Genomic DNA, 16,827 nt, shown 5'->3' with positions numbered 1-16,827 from the left:
CCATGAAGAAGCGTTTTTCCGACGAACAGATCATCAGTATTCTCCGCGAAGCCGAAGCTGGGGTACCCGCCCGTGAACTCTGCCGCAAGCATGCCATTTCCGATGCCACGTTTTACACCTGGCGTAAGAAGTATGGCGGTATGGAGGTGCCTGAAGTTAAGCGCCTGAAGTCGCTTGAGGAAGAGAACGCCAGACTCAAGAAGCTGCTTGCCGAAGCCATGCTGGATAAAGAGGCGCTTCAGGTGGCTCTTGGGCGAAAGTACTGACGACAGACCAGAAGCGGGAAGCCGTGATGTTGATGTGTGATGCGACCGGTCTGTCGCAACGTCGTGCCTGCAGGCTTACAGGTTTATCCCTGTCGACTTGCCGCTATGAGGCTCACCGTCCGGCTGCTGATGCGCATTTATCAGGGCGCATCACTGAGCTGGCACTGGAGCGCAGGCGTTTTGGCTACCGTCGTATTTGGCAGTTGCTGCGCCGTGAAGGGCTTCATGTTAATCATAAGCGCGTGTACCGGCTTTATCACCTCAGTGGCCTGGGCGTAAAACGCAGAAGACGTCGTAAAGGGCTGGCAACAGAACGTCTGCCGCTGCTCCGTCCGGCGGCGCCCAATCTGACCTGGTCGATGGATTTCGTCATGGACGCACTTTCCACCGGTCGCAGGATCAAGTGTCTTACCTGCGTCGATGATTTCACAAAGGAATGCCTGACGGTCACTGTTGCCTTTGGGATTTCAGGCGTTCAGGTCACGCGTATTCTGGACAGCATTGCACTGTTTCGAGGCTATCCGGCGACGATAAGAACTGACCAGGGGCCGGAGTTCACTTGCCGTGCACTGGATCAATGGGCCTTTGAGCATGGTGTTGAGTTGCGCTTAATCCAGCCGGGCAAGCCAACGCAGAACGGATTTATTGAGAGCTTTAACGGACGATTTCGCGATGAATGTTTGAATGAGCACTGGTTCAGCGATATCGTTCATGCCAGGAAAATTATTAATGACTGGCGGCAGGATTATAACGAATGCCGCCCGCACTCCACGCTGAATTATCAGACACCGTCTGAATTTGCAGCGGGCTGGAGAAAGGGTCATTCTGAGAATGAAGATTCCGACGTTACTAACTGAGTGTTGTATCTAATCGTGGGGGCAGGTCACCGGTTCTTGAAAATTTAAGCCTCTGCATTTCATCAATAACAAGGATACCCAAAAATGATGATTTAATTCTTTGTGCAATCTGGCGAGCCAGAGCACCATTTCTAATCTCAGGTGTAGTTCGTTCAATACCAATTGCATCATCTAATTTTTGTAAAATCTCTTCACAAAGGTCTCTCACACTTGAATTGTATGGACAATTAATCTTTACCCATACAATTTGCTTACTGAAGCCGGGAAAAACTCCTTTATAGCTGCTGTGTTCTATAATCTGAGGGAAATGATCCATGACTTGCTCAATCATGGTAGTTTTTCCAGAACCACTCATTCCAACTATCGTAATAGTTTCAGCCTGGGATTTAAAATATCCACTTTCTGGCTCAATATCAGGACGCTCATTTCCATAGTAATGAAGATATTGAATTGTTCCGCTTTTTAAAGGATTACGAGCTGCATAGCTTTCCCTAAGTGCCCGTAAGATCATCTTATAAGCCTGGATAAGATTGGTTTGAGGGCAACGGAATTTCTTTATACGTTCGACATACTGCTCTCTAACATTCGCCGGGGCAGTCCAGCGGATTTTTTCGTCAATTTCGGGGAAATAACTCATTTCCAGAAGTACTTCATCTTCCGTAAGCGCTTCAGGAAGTGCTTCAATTAAGGGATTGCCACGATACTCAGGTAACTCCTGTTCTTTATATATCGCTGAAACGCGCCGTATAAGATTCATTATTCTGCGTCCTCAGTCTTCTTCTTACCTTTTAACCATCTTTGTTTCTCCTCCCGGCCAGGCAAAAGCAGAACATTACTGGATGAAGGAAGTAGGGGTTCAGATCTTCCATTAGCAACATGAGTTCGCCCTAATGAATCAAGTTCATTTTTCCTGTTCTTTTTAATATCTTTACCATGTACCCGGCGAGATTCGTATATTTCATTTAATCTTTCGTTACCTTTCCTGTTAAATTCATCTTTATTATTGATATTGCTGAGCGAATCCAGAGTAAATAAATTAATTTCTTTTTGAGTATCTACCCAATCAGCCATTACATCTGTATCAAGATGAGCTTTCCCTTTAAATACATCTCTTTTCTTAAGTAGGTAATGTTTTTTGAAAATGCTATTTTTGTCAAATCTTACATATATATAATCTACGCAATTGTCATCTATTCTTGCTTCACAAGTGGTTCTTCCAAATACTCTGACACCTGATGCAATTTCAGGATCACATTCATAAAAAAGATTATTGTACTGAATCCCACCGGCGGTAATGTTAGCGTTCACAGGGATTAACAATCGTGCGATCACTTCGTCGGCCCCAACGGCTCTTGCGCTGAATCTCCCGTGCTTTAAGCTTATCATCCAACTATTTTTTGGTGATATTACGAGATCATTTTCAATCAGTAAGGGATTGATATAAGCCAGTTCCTCATACGTTCTCTGATTATGTGCAAGTATCTCCCGAATCAGTAAAGACGTGACCTCCTGAATCGTTAAACAAGCCCTGGATTGCGGTGTTGGCTCTCCTTTAACAATCTTTCCCCTTCGTGTTGTTCCAATAAGCCTATGAATAACCTCATCATTCAGAATGCCGAAACAGCGTTCAACAATGCTTTTTCTGTCGCCTCTACCGACTGGCGCAAACTCAAGTTTTGTCAGGGGGGTCATCTCTTCCTGAGGTTTAAGACCAATCATCTCCCCGTTGTCACACATCAATGTTAATGGAATGTGAGAACAAGGCCAATCATCATCAGTAATAGAGATTCCAAATAATCTACAATATTCTTTTTTTGGCATAAAGCAATTTGCTAACGCTTGTCGGGCGGCTCGCCATGAAGCATGGTATAAAGAAACATGAAGGCCAACAATCATTCTTGTTGCACGATCCACCACTGTATAAATAGTAGGACGCCCAATGACTTTTCGTCTGTTTAAACTCGAAATAAGATGTACATCAGCGACAGTTGAGTCTATTTCGAAAACATCACCCGGCAAAACAGTTGTATTAGCCACACTACCTAAAAGCGCCCGCATTTTGAGGTCTATTTCTTTTTTCGTGTTCTTCTTATTTATCGAGAAATCTTTAGTGAAGAGTTTTTTATTCCAGTATGAAAATTGTTTTAAAGAAGGAACATATGGAGCTCTATTTTCTAGGTTTGCTGTTTTAATTTCATCCCTAAAATACAAATCAATATGTCTCTCTAATGTTTTCTTTATCGTATCTCCGTTAACTTTATAATGATACGTAATGAGAGATTTTCTAATATTATTTATATCTCTTTCATTAAGAATGAAAACACGTGATCGTTCATTAGGTAATGCTCTGTTTTTTTTGGAATTCCCAAGTTTAATTTCATGTTTGATTCTACTTTTCCCAGCGGCGCCACAGTTCGAGAATGCGGGTAGCAATGCATAAATATCCTGCCCATGTCGCCAATACAACGCCAGAAGCGTTCTGATAGTATATTGTGATATTTTTTTATTTCTTGAGTAATCCATTAAAAGGTGCGACTTTTTATGTAATGCATAGTCGAACAGAAACATTCTGTCATCTACAAGATCTTTAATGATATTGTAATTTTCATCTCGCCTTCCTCTGTCTTTATCTGTTAATTCTTTCTCATCTACTAACATATATGAAGGATATATATAATCTTTACAAGTTATGCTATTTGATTCAATATAATATTTAAACATTGAAAATGAGAAAGGGATTGGCTTACCCGTTCTTTCTGATTTTATTTTAAACAAAATTAACAAATCGACCTTTCTGTCAAAATCCAAAACACGGTAAAGTCCCTCTGCAAGCAAATCAGTGCCTTGAGAGAGCCAGACTGAATTCCTAATAATATCCATTTGCGTTCAGTCCTATATAGTGGTCATTGGAAATTATCTTTATCAGACCGGTTTCGAGTATTGGATATGATAAATCAACATTTATCATTTTTAATCCAATCATTGCCTGCAATAACATCATCGCTTCTTGTGCATCTACCCCAAAGATTGATGAAATCATTGCACGTAGTCCTACTATGGGATAAACATCTGGTTTAAGCTTCCATAGGATTTTATCAAGAGGATATTTATCATAAAATTCAGAACCATCTCTTAATACAGAAGTAGCCCAGCAAATGTTTTTACCGACGACGTTATTGAGTTCCGAGCCAACATAAATTTGAAACTCAACATCAATCAACTGCCAAAACATCCTCTCTATTTCAAGTTTTTAAGCTTCGCGTTCAGGTATGCTCTCGTTATGTTTTACTGCTATAGCTTTGTATCGAAGTCCGCCTTCAGGAGTTCTCAAGGTCAGTAAAAAATCGGTTGTCATAACATTCAGAACTTCGACAGGTACTCCTCTTACTCCCCTCACCATAGGATGTTGAAAATGTAGATGATTTGCTATTTGTTGGGTAAGACGGAGAGGAAAGAGTGGGAATTGTTCCCGGATATCAATCACCGAGTCATTAAACTCAGCCAGATAGAAAAAGTTACTTTCGACAGAAGAAAGGAGATGATGGTTTCGAAACGTCTTAAGGCCAAAGACTATCGAACGGTTTCCACGGGATTTAACGTCCTGAGCTCTAAGCCAGGGCTGATAACTTTGGCCATAGCCCACTCCTATGCCGTCACCTAGCGCATTTTCATAATCCAAATAGGATTTGAGACGCCTACCCCTAGCCATGATCGTACCCTAAAAACGACATTGATACGTACCTATATGTGCATTTTATAGTCTCCAACCCTATAACCACACATTCAGTAAGTATACAACATTAGCGTCGTTTTTTGAGAATGGTTACAACTTTAGTGCTTTGTGTACAACTTTATTGTCCTCGGACATCTGCCAGCGCCTGAGCACACGCCCAGGCACTTGCCCATGCCCACTGGAAGTTGTACCCGCCGAGCCAGCCGGTCACGTCCATCACTTCGCCAATAAAATAGAGCCCCGGCACGTTGCGCGCTTCCATGGTGCGGGACGAGAGCTCATTCGTATCGACCCCGCCCAGCGTGACCTCTGCCGTGCGGTAGCCTTCGGTGCCGTTTGGCTGAACGCGCCAGTTTGTCAGGGTCTCGACCAGCGTTTCCTGCTCGCGGCTATTCAACTGCTTAAGCGACACGTCCGGAATCTGCCCCAGCACCTGCAAACATTCCACGAGACGTTTTGGCAGCTGCATTGCCAGGGTGTTTTTCAGGCTTTGATTCGGGTGCGCGGTACGCTGCTCGTTAAGGAACGCGTCGAGATCGCAATCGGGGAGCAGATTCACCGTGACGAACTCACCCGGCTGCCAGTAGCTGGAGATTTGCAGCACCGCCGGTCCGGAGAGGCCGCGATGGGTAAAGAGCAGATTTTCGCGGAACACCGTCCCGTCTTCGGCGGTAATGACCGAGGGAACAGACACGCCGGACAGCGTCTGAAGCTGTTCGAGAAGCGGTTTATGCAGCGTAAACGGCACCAGCCCGGCGCGCGTAGGCAAGACTTTCAGGCCAAACTGTTCGGCAATCTTATAGCCGAACGGGGAGGCGCCCAGCCCCGGCATCGACAGGCCGCCGCTGGCGATCACCAGGCTGTCAGCGCTGACGGTTTCACCGTTCAGCTGCAGCGTATAGCCCTGGTCGTCGCGGGCGACTTCCAGCACTTCCGTGCGCAGGCGCATGACGACGCCGCCCTTCTCGCACTCGGCCACCAGCATATCGACAATCTGCTGCGCGGAGTCGTCGCAGAACAGCTGTCCCAGCGTCTTCTCATGCCATGCGATGCCGTGCTTGCCCACGAGATCGATAAAATCCCATTGTGTGTAGCGCGCCAGCGCAGATTTACAAAAATGACGGTTTTGGCTCAAATAGGCCGCGGGTTCAACATACAGATTAGTAAAGTTGCAGCGCCCGCCGCCGGACATCAGGATCTTACGGCCAGGCTTTTTACCGTTATCCAGCAGCAGTACGCGACGACCCGCCTGTCCGGCCATTGCCGCACAAAACATACCCGCCGCACCGGCGCCAATTACCACGGCATCAAACCTTTCCACGTCAAAACCCTCTTTGTTAACTGCCGCGGATTGTAAAGTTTCCTCTGTGGTCACACCAGCGTAAAAAGATATTACAAAGGCATTCCATTGAAATTTAAAGAATATCCTTTATGAAGCATTTCTCAAATCAGGTGGTATGTCAAAAAAAGTCTATATTTCACTTTGCCCGCCGCGCATTTGTCCTGGATAATGCGCCGCGTTCATGTCCTCAAAATGGCGTAACGTCCTATGCTACATTTGTTTGCCGGCCTGGATTTACATACCGGGCTTTTATTATTGCTTGCTCTGGTTTTTGTACTGTTTTACGAAGCGATCAACGGCTTCCACGACACTGCAAACGCAGTAGCGACGGTTATCTACACTCGCGCAATGCGATCGCAGCTTGCGGTTGTTATGGCGGCGGTATTTAACTTTTTTGGTGTTCTCCTGGGCGGGCTGAGCGTTGCGTATGCCATCGTGCATATGCTGCCAACGGATCTGCTGCTTAACGTTAGTTCTGGCCATGGCCTCGCTATGGTGTTCTCAATGCTGCTTGCTGCAATTATCTGGAACCTCGGTACCTGGTATTTTGGCCTGCCTGCATCCAGTTCTCACACGCTCATCGGCGCGATTATCGGCATCGGGTTAACCAACGCCCTGATGACCGGGACATCGGTTGTTGATGCGCTGAACCTGCCTAAAGTATTGGGCATTTTCGGCTCCCTGATCATCTCCCCTATCGTGGGTCTGGTAGTCGCGGGGGGATTGATTTTCATCCTGCGTCGCTACTGGAGCAACACGAAAAAACGTGCGCGTATCCACCTGACGCCAGCAGAGCGTGAGAAGAAAGACGGCAAGAAAAAGCCGCCGTTCTGGACGCGTATCGCCCTGATCATTTCTGCTATCGGCGTGGCCTTCTCACACGGCGCGAACGACGGGCAGAAAGGCATTGGTCTGGTGATGCTGGTTCTGATCGGCGTCGCACCGGCAGGCTTCGTGGTGAACATGAATGCCTCCGGTTACGAAATCACACGTACCCGCGATGCGGTCAACAACGTTGAAACCTATTTCCAGCAGCATCCTGACCTGCTGAAAAAAGCGACCGGCGTTGATCAGTTGATCCCTTCTCCGGAAGCCGGTGCAACCACCGCGCCTGGCGAATTCCACTGCCATCCGGCAAACGCGATTAACGCGCTGGAACGCGCCAAGGGCATGCTGGGCGACATCGAAAGCTACGACAAACTGGCCGTTGAACAGCGTGGTCAGCTGCGTCGTATCATGCTCTGCATCTCTGACGTGACCGATAAAGTCGCGAAGCTGCCAGAGGTGAATGGTGACGACAAACGTCTGCTGAAGAAACTGAAAAGCGATATGCTCAACACCATTGAGTACGCGCCAATCTGGATCATCATGGCCGTCGCGCTGGCACTCGGTATTGGTACGATGATTGGCTGGCGTCGTGTGGCGACCACCATCGGCGAGAAGATCGGTAAGAAAGGCATGACCTATGCGCAGGGTATGTCCGCGCAGATGACGGCGGCAGTGTCTATCGGTCTGGCGAGCTACACCGGTATGCCAGTATCCACCACCCACGTACTCTCCTCGTCCGTGGCAGGTACCATGATTGTTGACGGCGGCGGTCTGCAGCGCAAAACCGTGACCAACATTCTGATGGCCTGGGTGTTTACACTCCCGGCATCCATCCTGCTGTCTGGCGGTTTGTACTGGATTTCGCTGAAGCTGATTTAATCGGTTGAAGGCGACAAAAAAGCGGGTCAGGAAACTGACCCGCTTTTTTTATGGCTGTTGTTTTTACTAAACCCATTGCTGTAATCAGGACAATCTGAACACTATCTGTTCAGATTTTTACTGCACAAATAACTATTATCCTCGCGAATGTTCTCAGTCCAAACAACACCCATGACGGAATAGACTATGCCATTCAAAACGGCTACTAAATGGATTCACTCCCTTGTGACGCTTTCGCTTCTGACTCTGGTCATTGGATTTCTCTGGTTAAACCATCAGCCCAATCAGCGAAATAGCGATGAGCTACAGCGCGCTTATAAATTATCCGATAGCGTCTGGCTCTATATGACCGTGAACAATCAGGGCGGCACAACCGTACCACCAATCTACCGTTATTATCTCTCGGGGGCGCTTGCAGGGAAAGACACTGATATTATCCATCAGCTTGCTATGAAGTATCCGGTAATCGAAGGTACAGGCACGATAACCTCGGCCAGTATTGATACAAGCGGGGAAGTGAACATTGCCTATAGCGGAAAGGTTATTTCGATTGAGAACAATATCTCCAGTCTCCGGTTCTCAGTTAAGCCCTGAGCCAGATGAAAGTAGGCGGGGCTTTCCCCGCCTGCTGTGATGCTCAGTGCCAAATCATCAATGCAATCATACTGACCACGACCAGCCCGCACAGGGCGCTGGTCAAAATGAACTGACGACGCAGGCGCTCGCAGCGACGAATAAACTCTTCATCGTGATGATCGCGGTAGCGCTGGTAGTAGATGTATCCCACCAGACGCATCTGCTTGCTGGGCTGTCCATGCGAGGTGAAGAACCCTCCACCGTCCACATACTGATAAAGCAACGGATCGCAACCACGAAGTACCACTAACAGCGCACGTAACGATGAGAAGTAGCGCGCCATATTCACTATGCAAACCACGCATAACGCCCAAAACAATGCGACGGTGCTAATCATACATCCTCCCCGGCGTCCGCCCACGAAGCAAGGCTCCTGAGCTACCGCACCCCAATGCCCTGACAGACAGTTCAGTGAAAGAATGACCAAAAGTCGATCCGGTTCGCGTTTTAATATCCGAACGGCTCATTTAATAGTGTAGGAGATCCGTTAATTTTTTTGCCACAAGGTTAATCGTTATCAACACCAAAGCTTGAAAAATATGTTTAACTGGGCCGTAATGAAAGTATCAGACGACGGCATTCTCACTTAGTCATCGATAACTTAAGGAAGGAGTAACACTATGGCTTACAAACACATTCTCATCGCGGTTGACCTCTCCCCTGAGAGCAAAGTGCTGGTTGATAAAGCGGTATCCATGGCACGTCCCTACAACGCGAAAGTTTCGCTGATTCACGTTGACGTGAATTACTCCGACCTCTACACCGGTCTGATCGACGTGAATCTTGGCGATATGCAGAAGCGCATCTCCGAAGAGACTCACCATGCCCTGAGCGAACTCTCCACCAACGCGGGCTATCCAATTACCGAAACCCTTAGCGGCAGCGGCGACCTGGGCCAGGTGCTGGTTGATGCGATCAAGAAATACGATATGGACCTGGTGGTTTGCGGTCACCATCAGGACTTCTGGAGCAAGCTGATGTCTTCAGCGCGCCAGCTGATTAACACCGTTCACGTGGATATGCTAATTGTTCCACTGCGTGACGAAGAAGACGAATAAGCGCGTTAAATTCCCCTCACCCTAACCCTCTCCCCAAGGGAGAGGGAATAGATCGAGGCCACAGGCCGGGTAAGGCGAAGCCGCCACCCGGCTTTTTTATTCCGGCGTACCCGGATAAATATCAAACCGGTGCCCTTTGGTGGTCACCGCGTTAGCGGTCGCAACGTTCGCCAGCGGCGGCGCATAGTCCGGGCGCTTTACCACCACCCGCTTCGTGGCAAGCTGACGAGCCGGCTCCAGCAGGCCATCGGCATCCAAATCCGGCCCCACCAGCGACTGAAACACCCGCATCTCTTTCTTCACCAGCGCGCTTTTCTGCTTATGCGGGAACATAGGGTCGAGATAGACCACCTGCGGGCGCGGGGTGATATCCGTCAATGCCGTCAGGCTGGAGGCGTGGATCAGCTGCAAACGATCCTGCAGCCAGGGGCCGATTTCCGGGTCCGCGTAGCCTCGCGCCAGCCCATCGTCGAGCAGCGCAGCGACCACCGGATTACGCTCCAGCATCCGCACGCGACAGCCGACAGACGCCAGCACAAACGCATCGCGCCCCAGTCCCGCCGTGGCATCGACCACGTCCGGGAGGTAGCTCCCTTTGATGCCGACCGCTTTGGCCACCGCTTCGCCGCGACCGCCGCCGAACTTGCGCCGGTGCGCCATCGCGCCGCCGACAAAGTCGACGAAAATCCCGCCGAGCTTCGGTTCGTCGCGCTTGCGTAATCCGAGATGTTCCGGCGTCATCACCAGCGCCATCAGGTTTTCTTCATCGTGCTCCAGCCCCCAGCGGGCCGCCAGAACTGATAAGGCGCCGTCTCCGGCGTCTGTTTCATCTACTAAGCAGATCTTCACGTAACAATCAGCCTTTGATCCCGTAATGCTCAAGCATCGCATCCAGCTGCGGCTCGCGTCCGCGGAAGCGTTTGAACAGCACCATTGGCTCTTCAGACCCGCCGCGGGTCAGGATGTTATCGAGGAACGACTGGCCGGTTTCGCGGTTGAAGATCCCCTCTTCTTCGAAGCGAGAGAAGGCATCTGCCGCCAGCACGTCGGCCCACAGGTAGCTGTAGTAGCCGGCAGCGTAGCCGCCTGCGAAGATGTGGCTGAAGGCATGCGGGAAGCGGCCCCAGGTCGGCCCTGGAATAACGGCAACCTGCTTTTTAATCTCGGCCAGGGTCTCAAGGATTTTCGCGCCCTGCTCCGGGCTAAACTCGGCGTGCAGGCGGAAATCGAACAGGCCGAACTCCAGCTGGCGCAGGATAAACATCGCCGCCTGGTAGTTTTTCGCCGCCAGCATTTTATCCAGCAGCTCTTTCGGCAGCGGCTCGCCGGTCTCGTAGTGACCGGAGATAAACGCCAGCGCGTCCGGCTCCCAGCACCAGTTTTCCATAAACTGGCTTGGCAGCTCGACCGCATCCCACGGCACGCCGCTGATACCGGCCACGCCTGCGGTTTCGATGCGGGTCAGCATATGGTGCAGACCATGACCAAACTCGTGGAACAGGGTAATCACTTCGTCGTGGGTGAACAGCGCCGGTTTGCCGCTTACCGGACGGTTGAAGTTACAGGTCAGGTAAGCGACCGGCTTCTGCAGAGAACCGTCGGCTTTACGCATCTGGCCTACGCAGTCGTCCATCCACGCCCCGCCGCGCTTGTTCTCACGCGCGTAGAGATCGAGGTAGAAGCTGCCGCGCAGCTCATTTTTCTCGTCATACAGCTCGAAGAAACGCACGTCCGGGTGCCAGACGTCGATATCGGTACGCTCTTTGGCGGTGATGCCGTAGATGCGTTTTACCACTTCGAACAGGCCGTTAACGGCTTTGTTTTCCGGGAAGTACGGGCGCAGCTGCTCGTCGCTGATGCTGTAGAGGTGCTGCTTCTGTTTTTCGCTGTAGTACGCGATATCCCACGGCTGCAGCTCGTCCACGCCGAACTCGGCTTTCGCGAAGGCGCGCAGCTGGGCCAGCTCTTTCTCACCCTGCGGACGGGCGCGTTTCGCCAGATCGGTCAGGAAGTCGAGCACCTGCTGCGGGTTCTCCGCCATTTTGGTGGCGAGGGATTTATCGGCGTAGTTTTCGAAGCCCAGCAGCTGCGCCAGCTCGTGACGCAGGGCGAGGATTTCCGCCATTACCGGGCTGTTGTCCCACTTACCGGCATTCGGCCCCTGATCGGAGGCGCGGGTGCTGTACGCACGGTACATCTCTTCGCGCAGGGCCTGGTTGTCGCAGTAGGTCATCACCGGCAGATAGCTCGGGATATCCAGCGTTAACAGGAAGCCTTCCTGCTCTTTCGCTTCAGCCTGGGCTTTTGCCGCCGCCAGCGCGCTTTCCGGCATACCGGAAAGCATAGCTTCGTCGGTAATCAGCTTCGTCCAGCCCATGGTGGCGTCGAGCACGTTGTTGCTGTACTGGTTGCCCAGCTCGGACAGACGCGCGGCGATTTCGCCGTAGCGGGTCTGCTTCTCTTTTGGCAGGCCAATCCCGGACAGCTCAAAATCACGCAGGGCGTTATCGACCGATTTTTTCTGCGCCGTGCTCAGTTCGGCATAATGGTCGCCGTCGCGCAGGTCGCGGTAGGCTTTGTACAGCCCTTCGTGCTGGCCGACCCAGGTGCTGTACTCAGAGAGCAGCGGCAGGGTCTGTTCGTAGGCTTCGCGCAGTTCCGGGCTGTTTTTTACCGAGTTCAGGTGGCTCACCGGGGAGAAGATACGCCCCAGCACGTCGTCCACTTCGGCCAGCGGCTGACACAGATTTTCCCAGGTGTACGGCGCGCCCTGCGCTACCACGCTTTCTACCGCCGCGCGGCAGTTGTCCAGCGATTGCGTAACGGCTGGAACCACATGCTCAGGGAGGATTTTAGAAAACGGCGGCAACGAAAAAGGCGTCAGTAATGGATTGGTCATAAACGCTGTCCTGTTGAAATAGGTGAATGAAGCGCGCATCCGGCGCTGTGCATATGGGATCTAGAATGGGGTTAAGTGTAGAGGATTTCAATGCCGGACGTTGCGCTTTCGCGGCAGTGGAAACTTTTCTGTATACTGTGGCCATACGCTCTATTTTTGCCCGATGGCGCTACGCTTATCGGGCCTACGTTTACTACCTGGAACACATTCATCCATGCTCAGTTATCGCCACAGCTTCCACGCAGGCAACCACGCCGACGTCCTTAAACACACCGTTCAGAGCCTCATCATCGAATCGCTCAAAGAGAAAGAGAAGCCGTTTCTCTATCTGGACACCCACGCGGGCGCGGGCCGTTACCAGCTGAGTGGCGAGCATGCCGAGCGTACCGGTGAATATCTGGAAGGGATTGCCCGCGTCTGGCAGCAGGACGACCTGCCTGCCGAGCTGGAGCCGTACATCGGCGTGGTGAATCACTTCAACCGCAACGGCCAGCTGCGCTACTACCCTGGCTCACCGCTGATTGCACGCCAGCTGCTGCGCGAGCAGGACAGCCTCCAGCTGACCGAACTGCATCCGAGCGACTTCCCGCTGCTGCGTTCCGAATTTCAGAAAGACAGCCGCGCCCGCGTGGAAAAATCCGACGGCTACCAGCAGCTGAAAGCCAAGCTGCCGCCGGTTTCCCGCCGCGGCCTGGTGCTGATCGACCCGCCGTACGAAATCAAAACCGACTATCAGGCGGTGGTAACCGGTATCCACGAAGGGTACAAACGCTTTGCTACCGGCACCTATGCCCTGTGGTACCCGGTGGTGCTGCGCGCGCAAATCAAACGCATGATCAAAGACCTGGAAGCAACCGGCATCCGTAAGATCCTGCAGATCGAGCTGGCGGTACGCCCTGACAGCGATCAGCGCGGCATGACCGCCTCCGGCATGATTGTGATCAACCCGCCGTGGAAGCTTGAAGCGCAGATGAACAACGTGCTGCCGTGGCTGCATAAAACGCTGGTGCCAGCGGGTACAGGCCACGCCACCGTCAGTTGGATCGTGCCGGAGTAATCGCAGCCATCGGTGGAAACTATTGATTTCAGGTATACAATCGCGGCAATTCACGATTAAGGACAAAAGCAATGACTAAGCATTATGACTACATCGCCATCGGCGGCGGCAGCGGCGGCATCGCCTCCATCAACCGTGCGGCCATGTACGGCCAGAAATGCGCGCTGATTGAAGCCAAAGCGCTGGGCGGCACCTGCGTGAACGTGGGTTGTGTACCGAAGAAGGTGATGTGGCATGCGGCGCAGATCCGTGAAGCTATCCATATGTATGGCCCGGACTACGGCTTTGACACCACCATCAACCACTTCGACTGGGAAAAACTGATCGCCAGCCGTACCGCCTACATCGACCGCATTCACACCTCGTACGACAACGTGCTGGGTAAAAATAACGTTGACGTTATCCACGGTTTCGCCCGCTTTGTGGACGCGAAAACGATCGAAGTGAACGGCGAGACGATCACCGCCGATCACATCCTGATCGCCACCGGCGGTCGTCCGAGCCACCCGAACATCCCGGGCGTGGAATACGGCATCGACTCCGACGGTTTCTTCGAACTGCCTGCCCTGCCAAAACGCGTTGCCGTTGTTGGCGCGGGTTACATTGCGGTGGAACTGGCCGGCGTGATTAACGGCCTGGGCGCAGAAGCGCACCTGTTCGTACGTAAACACGCGCCGCTGCGCAGCTTTGACCCGCTGATTGTCGATACGCTGGTTGAAGTGATGAACACCGAAGGCCCGACCCTGCACACCAACGCCGTGCCAAAAGCGGTGGTGAAAAACGCGGACGGCAGCCTGACGCTTGAGCTGGAAGATGGCCGCAGCCAGACCGTCGATTGCCTGATCTGGGCGATTGGCCGTGAACCTGCGAACGATAACTTCAACCTGGGCGTGACGGGCGTAAAAACCGACGAAAAAGGCTATATCGTCGTCGATAAATTCCAGAACACCAGCGTACCGGGCATTTATGCGGTCGGCGACAACACCGGCGCGGTTGAGCTGACGCCGGTCGCCGTTGCGGCGGGTCGTCGTCTTTCCGAGCGCCTGTTCAACAACAAGCCGGACGAGCATCTGGACTACAGCAACATCCCGACCGTGGTTTTCAGCCACCCGCCAATCGGCACCGTCGGCTTAACCGAGCCGCAGGCGCGCGAGCAGTACGGCGACGACCAGGTGAAAGTGTATAAATCGGCGTTTACCGCGATGTACACCGCCGTCACCTCACACCGTCAGCCGTGCCGCATGAAGCTGGTCTGCGTCGGTCCGGAAGAGAAGATTGTCGGTATCCACGGCATCGGCTTCGGCATGGACGAGATCCTGCAGGGCTTCGCCGTGGCGCTGAAGATGGGCGCAACCAAGAAAGACTTCGACAACACGGTGGCCATCCACCCGACGGCCGCGGAAGAGTTTGTTACTATGCGTTAATCCTGATGCCCCTCTCCTGAGGGGCATTTTTTTAACATTCATAAATCGTTGCAAAACGAATGCTCCGAAAATAGTGATCTACCGCACATTTCCCTCCCCATCTACCGAAGCGAATGTCTACGCTTATAAGACGCCCGGATAAACCTGTCTTTTTGAACACACAACCGGAGGTCCCTATCACCATGTTCAACCAGAAACTACAGGCTACCGAGAACATCGAGTTCGAGATTGCAGAAGAGCTGCGCTACGAGACCGATCCCTGCGAGTTGAAACTGGATGAAATGATTGAGGCGGAGCCGGAACCCGAAATGATCGAGGGGCTACCCGCCTCCGATGCGTTGACGCCCGCAGACCGCTATCTTGAACTGTTCGAGCATGTGCAGTCGACGCGGCTGTTTGCGGACAGTAAAACCTTCCCCGACTGCGCGCCGAAGATGGATCCGTTAGATATCCTGATCCGCTACCGCAAGGTCAGACGCCACCGGGATTTCGACCTGCGCCAGTTTGTGGAGAACCACTTCTGGATGCCGGAAACGTACGGCACAGAATATGTCTCCGACCCGGGACTCTCCCTGAAAGAGCACATTGATAACCTGTGGCCGGTGCTGACGCGCGAGCCGCAGGATCATATTCCCTGGTCTTCCCTGCTGGCCCTGCCGCAGGCCTATATCGTCCCCGGCGGGCGATTCAGCGAGACCTACTACTGGGATTCCTATTTCTCCATGCTGGGGCTGGCGGAGAGTGGCCGTAACGATCTGCTCAAGTGTATGGCGGACAACTTTGCCTGGCTGATTGAACGCTACGGGCATATCCCCAACGGCAACCGCACCTATTATCTCAGCCGCTCGCAGCCGCCGGTCTTTGCCCTGATGGTGGAGCTGTTCGAGGAGGACGGCGTGCGCGGTGCGAAACGCTATCTGGATCACCTCAAAATGGAGTACGCCTTCTGGATGGACGGCGCGGAGTCGCTGCTGCTTAACCAGGCCTACCGCAGCGCCGTGCGCATGCCGGACGGTTCACTGCTCAACCGCTACTGGGACGACCGTGATACCCCGCGCGACGAATCGTGGATTGAGGACGTGGAAACTGCCCGTCACTCGGGTCGTCCGCCCAATGAGGTGTATCGCGACCTGCGCGCGGGTGCGGCGTCCGGCTGGGATTACTCGTCCCGCTGGCTGCGCGATCCGTCGCGGCTCGCCAGCATCCGCACGACGCAGTTTATCCCCATCGATCTGAACGCCTTCCTGTTCAAGCTGGAAAGCGCTATCGCCAACATCTCCGCGTCGAAAGGGGATAAAGAGACGGCAGAGGCGTTTCGCCAGAAAGCCAGCGATCGCCGCGCGGCGGTGAACCGCTATCTGTGGGACGAGGAGAGCGGCTGCTACCGCGATTACGACTGGCGACGCGAAGAGCTGGCGCTGTTTTCTGCCGCCAGTATTGTGCCGCTGTATGTTGGAATGGCGACGCACGAGCAGGCAGAACGTTTGTCTGATGCGGTCAAATCGCGGCTGCTGACCCCAGGTGGAATTCTGGCGACCGAGTACGAAACCGGCGAGCAGTGGGATAAACCCAACGGCTGGGCGCCGCTGCAGTGGATGGCGATTCAGGGGTTCAAGCAGTACGGCAACGACTCGCTGGGCGATGAGATCGCCTGGAGCTGGCTGCATACGGTGAACCATTTTTATAAGACGCATCACAAGCTGATTGAGAAGTATCACATCGCCAGCAGCACGCCGCGCGAAGGCGGCGGGGGTGAGTATCCGCTGCAGGACGGTTTCGGCTGGACGAACGGCGTGGTGCGGCGGCTGATTGGGTTGTATGGGGAGCCTTAAGTGGGGTGCGGTCTGG

Annotated in this window: 12 protein-coding genes and 2 pseudogenes; 7 read left to right on the top strand and 7 right to left on the bottom strand. The window is 52.5% G+C overall.

Translation table 11 applies throughout. The features are described from left to right. Nucleotides 1–2 precede the first annotated feature (2 nt). Nucleotides 3–1,123 (top strand): IS3-like element ISSen4 family transposase gene (locus AC1VYI_RS02680; protein WP_087451024.1). Its coding sequence is split into 2 segments (ribosomal slippage): nt 3–261 and nt 261–1,123, totalling 1,122 coding nucleotides; the frame shifts between segments, so codons are not numbered across the junction. A 28-nt stretch (nt 1,124–1,151) separates the two neighbouring features. Here the strand turns inward: AC1VYI_RS02680 and AC1VYI_RS02675 are convergent. The 4 genes and pseudogenes from AC1VYI_RS02675 to AC1VYI_RS02660 form a co-directional block, all read right to left on the bottom strand. Continuing rightward, a pseudogene (locus AC1VYI_RS02675) lies at nt 1,152–1,880 on the bottom strand (ATP-binding protein); the annotation flags it as partial. After that, nucleotides 1,880–4,003: a transposase gene (locus AC1VYI_RS02670; RefSeq protein ID WP_000351437.1), complete on the bottom strand. Its 2,124-nt coding sequence runs from the start codon at nt 4,001–4,003 to the stop codon at nt 1,880–1,882. The pseudogene AC1VYI_RS02675 and the gene AC1VYI_RS02670, both read right to left, overlap by 1 nt. Continuing rightward, nucleotides 3,990–4,832: pseudogene (locus AC1VYI_RS02665) on the bottom strand (TnsA endonuclease N-terminal domain-containing protein). Before AC1VYI_RS02665 ends, AC1VYI_RS02670 begins: the two are co-directional and overlap by 14 nt. 142 nt (nt 4,833–4,974) lie before the next feature. Next, nucleotides 4,975–6,177: a BaiN/RdsA family NAD(P)/FAD-dependent oxidoreductase gene (locus AC1VYI_RS02660; RefSeq protein WP_134867050.1), complete on the bottom strand. Its 1,203-nt coding sequence runs from the start codon at nt 6,175–6,177 to the stop codon at nt 4,975–4,977. 228 nt (nt 6,178–6,405) lie between these two features. Between AC1VYI_RS02660 and pitA the strand changes: the two genes are divergently transcribed. Beyond that, nucleotides 6,406–7,905: an inorganic phosphate transporter PitA gene (pitA, locus tag AC1VYI_RS02655; protein WP_023309552.1), complete on the top strand. Its 1,500-nt coding sequence runs from the start codon at nt 6,406–6,408 to the stop codon at nt 7,903–7,905. A gap of 186 nt (nt 7,906–8,091) precedes the next feature. After that, the gene (locus tag AC1VYI_RS02650; RefSeq protein ID WP_134867049.1) at nt 8,092–8,499 is read left to right on the top strand and encodes a hypothetical protein; all 408 of its coding nucleotides are present in this window, start codon (nt 8,092–8,094) and stop codon (nt 8,497–8,499) included. Between the two features lie 43 nt (nt 8,500–8,542). On the opposite strand, the gene uspB is transcribed toward AC1VYI_RS02650, so the two are convergent. Beyond that, nucleotides 8,543–8,878 carry a universal stress protein UspB gene (gene uspB, locus AC1VYI_RS02645; protein WP_003861224.1) on the bottom strand — a complete coding sequence of 112 codons (336 nt, stop codon included), beginning with the start codon at nt 8,876–8,878 and terminating at the stop codon, nt 8,543–8,545. A 283-nt stretch (nt 8,879–9,161) separates the two neighbouring features. On the opposite strand from uspB, the gene uspA reads away from it, so the two are divergent. Beyond that, nucleotides 9,162–9,599 carry a universal stress protein UspA gene (uspA, locus tag AC1VYI_RS02640; protein ID WP_003861223.1) on the top strand — a complete coding sequence of 146 codons (438 nt, stop codon included), beginning with the start codon at nt 9,162–9,164 and terminating at the stop codon, nt 9,597–9,599. A 96-nt stretch (nt 9,600–9,695) separates the two neighbouring features. Here the strand turns inward: uspA and rsmJ are convergent, their stop codons facing one another. Further along, nucleotides 9,696–10,448, bottom strand: a complete 753-nt coding sequence (gene rsmJ, locus AC1VYI_RS02635) for a 16S rRNA (guanine(1516)-N(2))-methyltransferase RsmJ (protein WP_134867048.1) — start codon at nt 10,446–10,448, stop codon at nt 9,696–9,698. Nucleotides 10,449–10,455: 7 nt separating this feature from the next. Then, complete coding sequence (gene prlC, locus AC1VYI_RS02630) at nt 10,456–12,498, bottom strand: oligopeptidase A (RefSeq protein ID WP_023309554.1); 2,043 nt, start codon at nt 12,496–12,498, stop codon at nt 10,456–10,458. A 214-nt stretch (nt 12,499–12,712) separates the two neighbouring features. Here prlC and AC1VYI_RS02625 point away from each other — a divergent pair, with 214 nt between their 5' ends. The 3 genes from AC1VYI_RS02625 to AC1VYI_RS02615 all read left to right on the top strand — a co-directional run bounded on the left by AC1VYI_RS02625 (nt 12,713) and on the right by AC1VYI_RS02615 (nt 16,811). Continuing rightward, nucleotides 12,713–13,555 (top strand): 23S rRNA (adenine(2030)-N(6))-methyltransferase RlmJ, encoded by an 843-nt coding sequence (locus tag AC1VYI_RS02625; RefSeq protein WP_023309555.1) that lies wholly within the window; start codon nt 12,713–12,715, stop codon nt 13,553–13,555. Nucleotides 13,556–13,626: 71 nt separating this feature from the next. Beyond that, nucleotides 13,627–14,979 (top strand): glutathione-disulfide reductase, encoded by a 1,353-nt coding sequence (gene gorA / locus AC1VYI_RS02620; protein WP_045355924.1) that lies wholly within the window; start codon nt 13,627–13,629, stop codon nt 14,977–14,979. Nucleotides 14,980–15,161: 182 nt separating this feature from the next. Then, the gene (locus AC1VYI_RS02615; RefSeq protein ID WP_059446307.1) at nt 15,162–16,811 is read left to right on the top strand and encodes an alpha,alpha-trehalase; all 1,650 of its coding nucleotides are present in this window, start codon (nt 15,162–15,164) and stop codon (nt 16,809–16,811) included. Nucleotides 16,812–16,827: the final 16 nt, after the last annotated feature.

It is taken from the genome of Enterobacter sp. QK-SA4 (genome assembly GCF_056856775.1).
The sequence above is the reverse complement of the archived record's forward strand: the minus strand, read 5'-3'. Positions and strand labels throughout refer to the sequence as shown.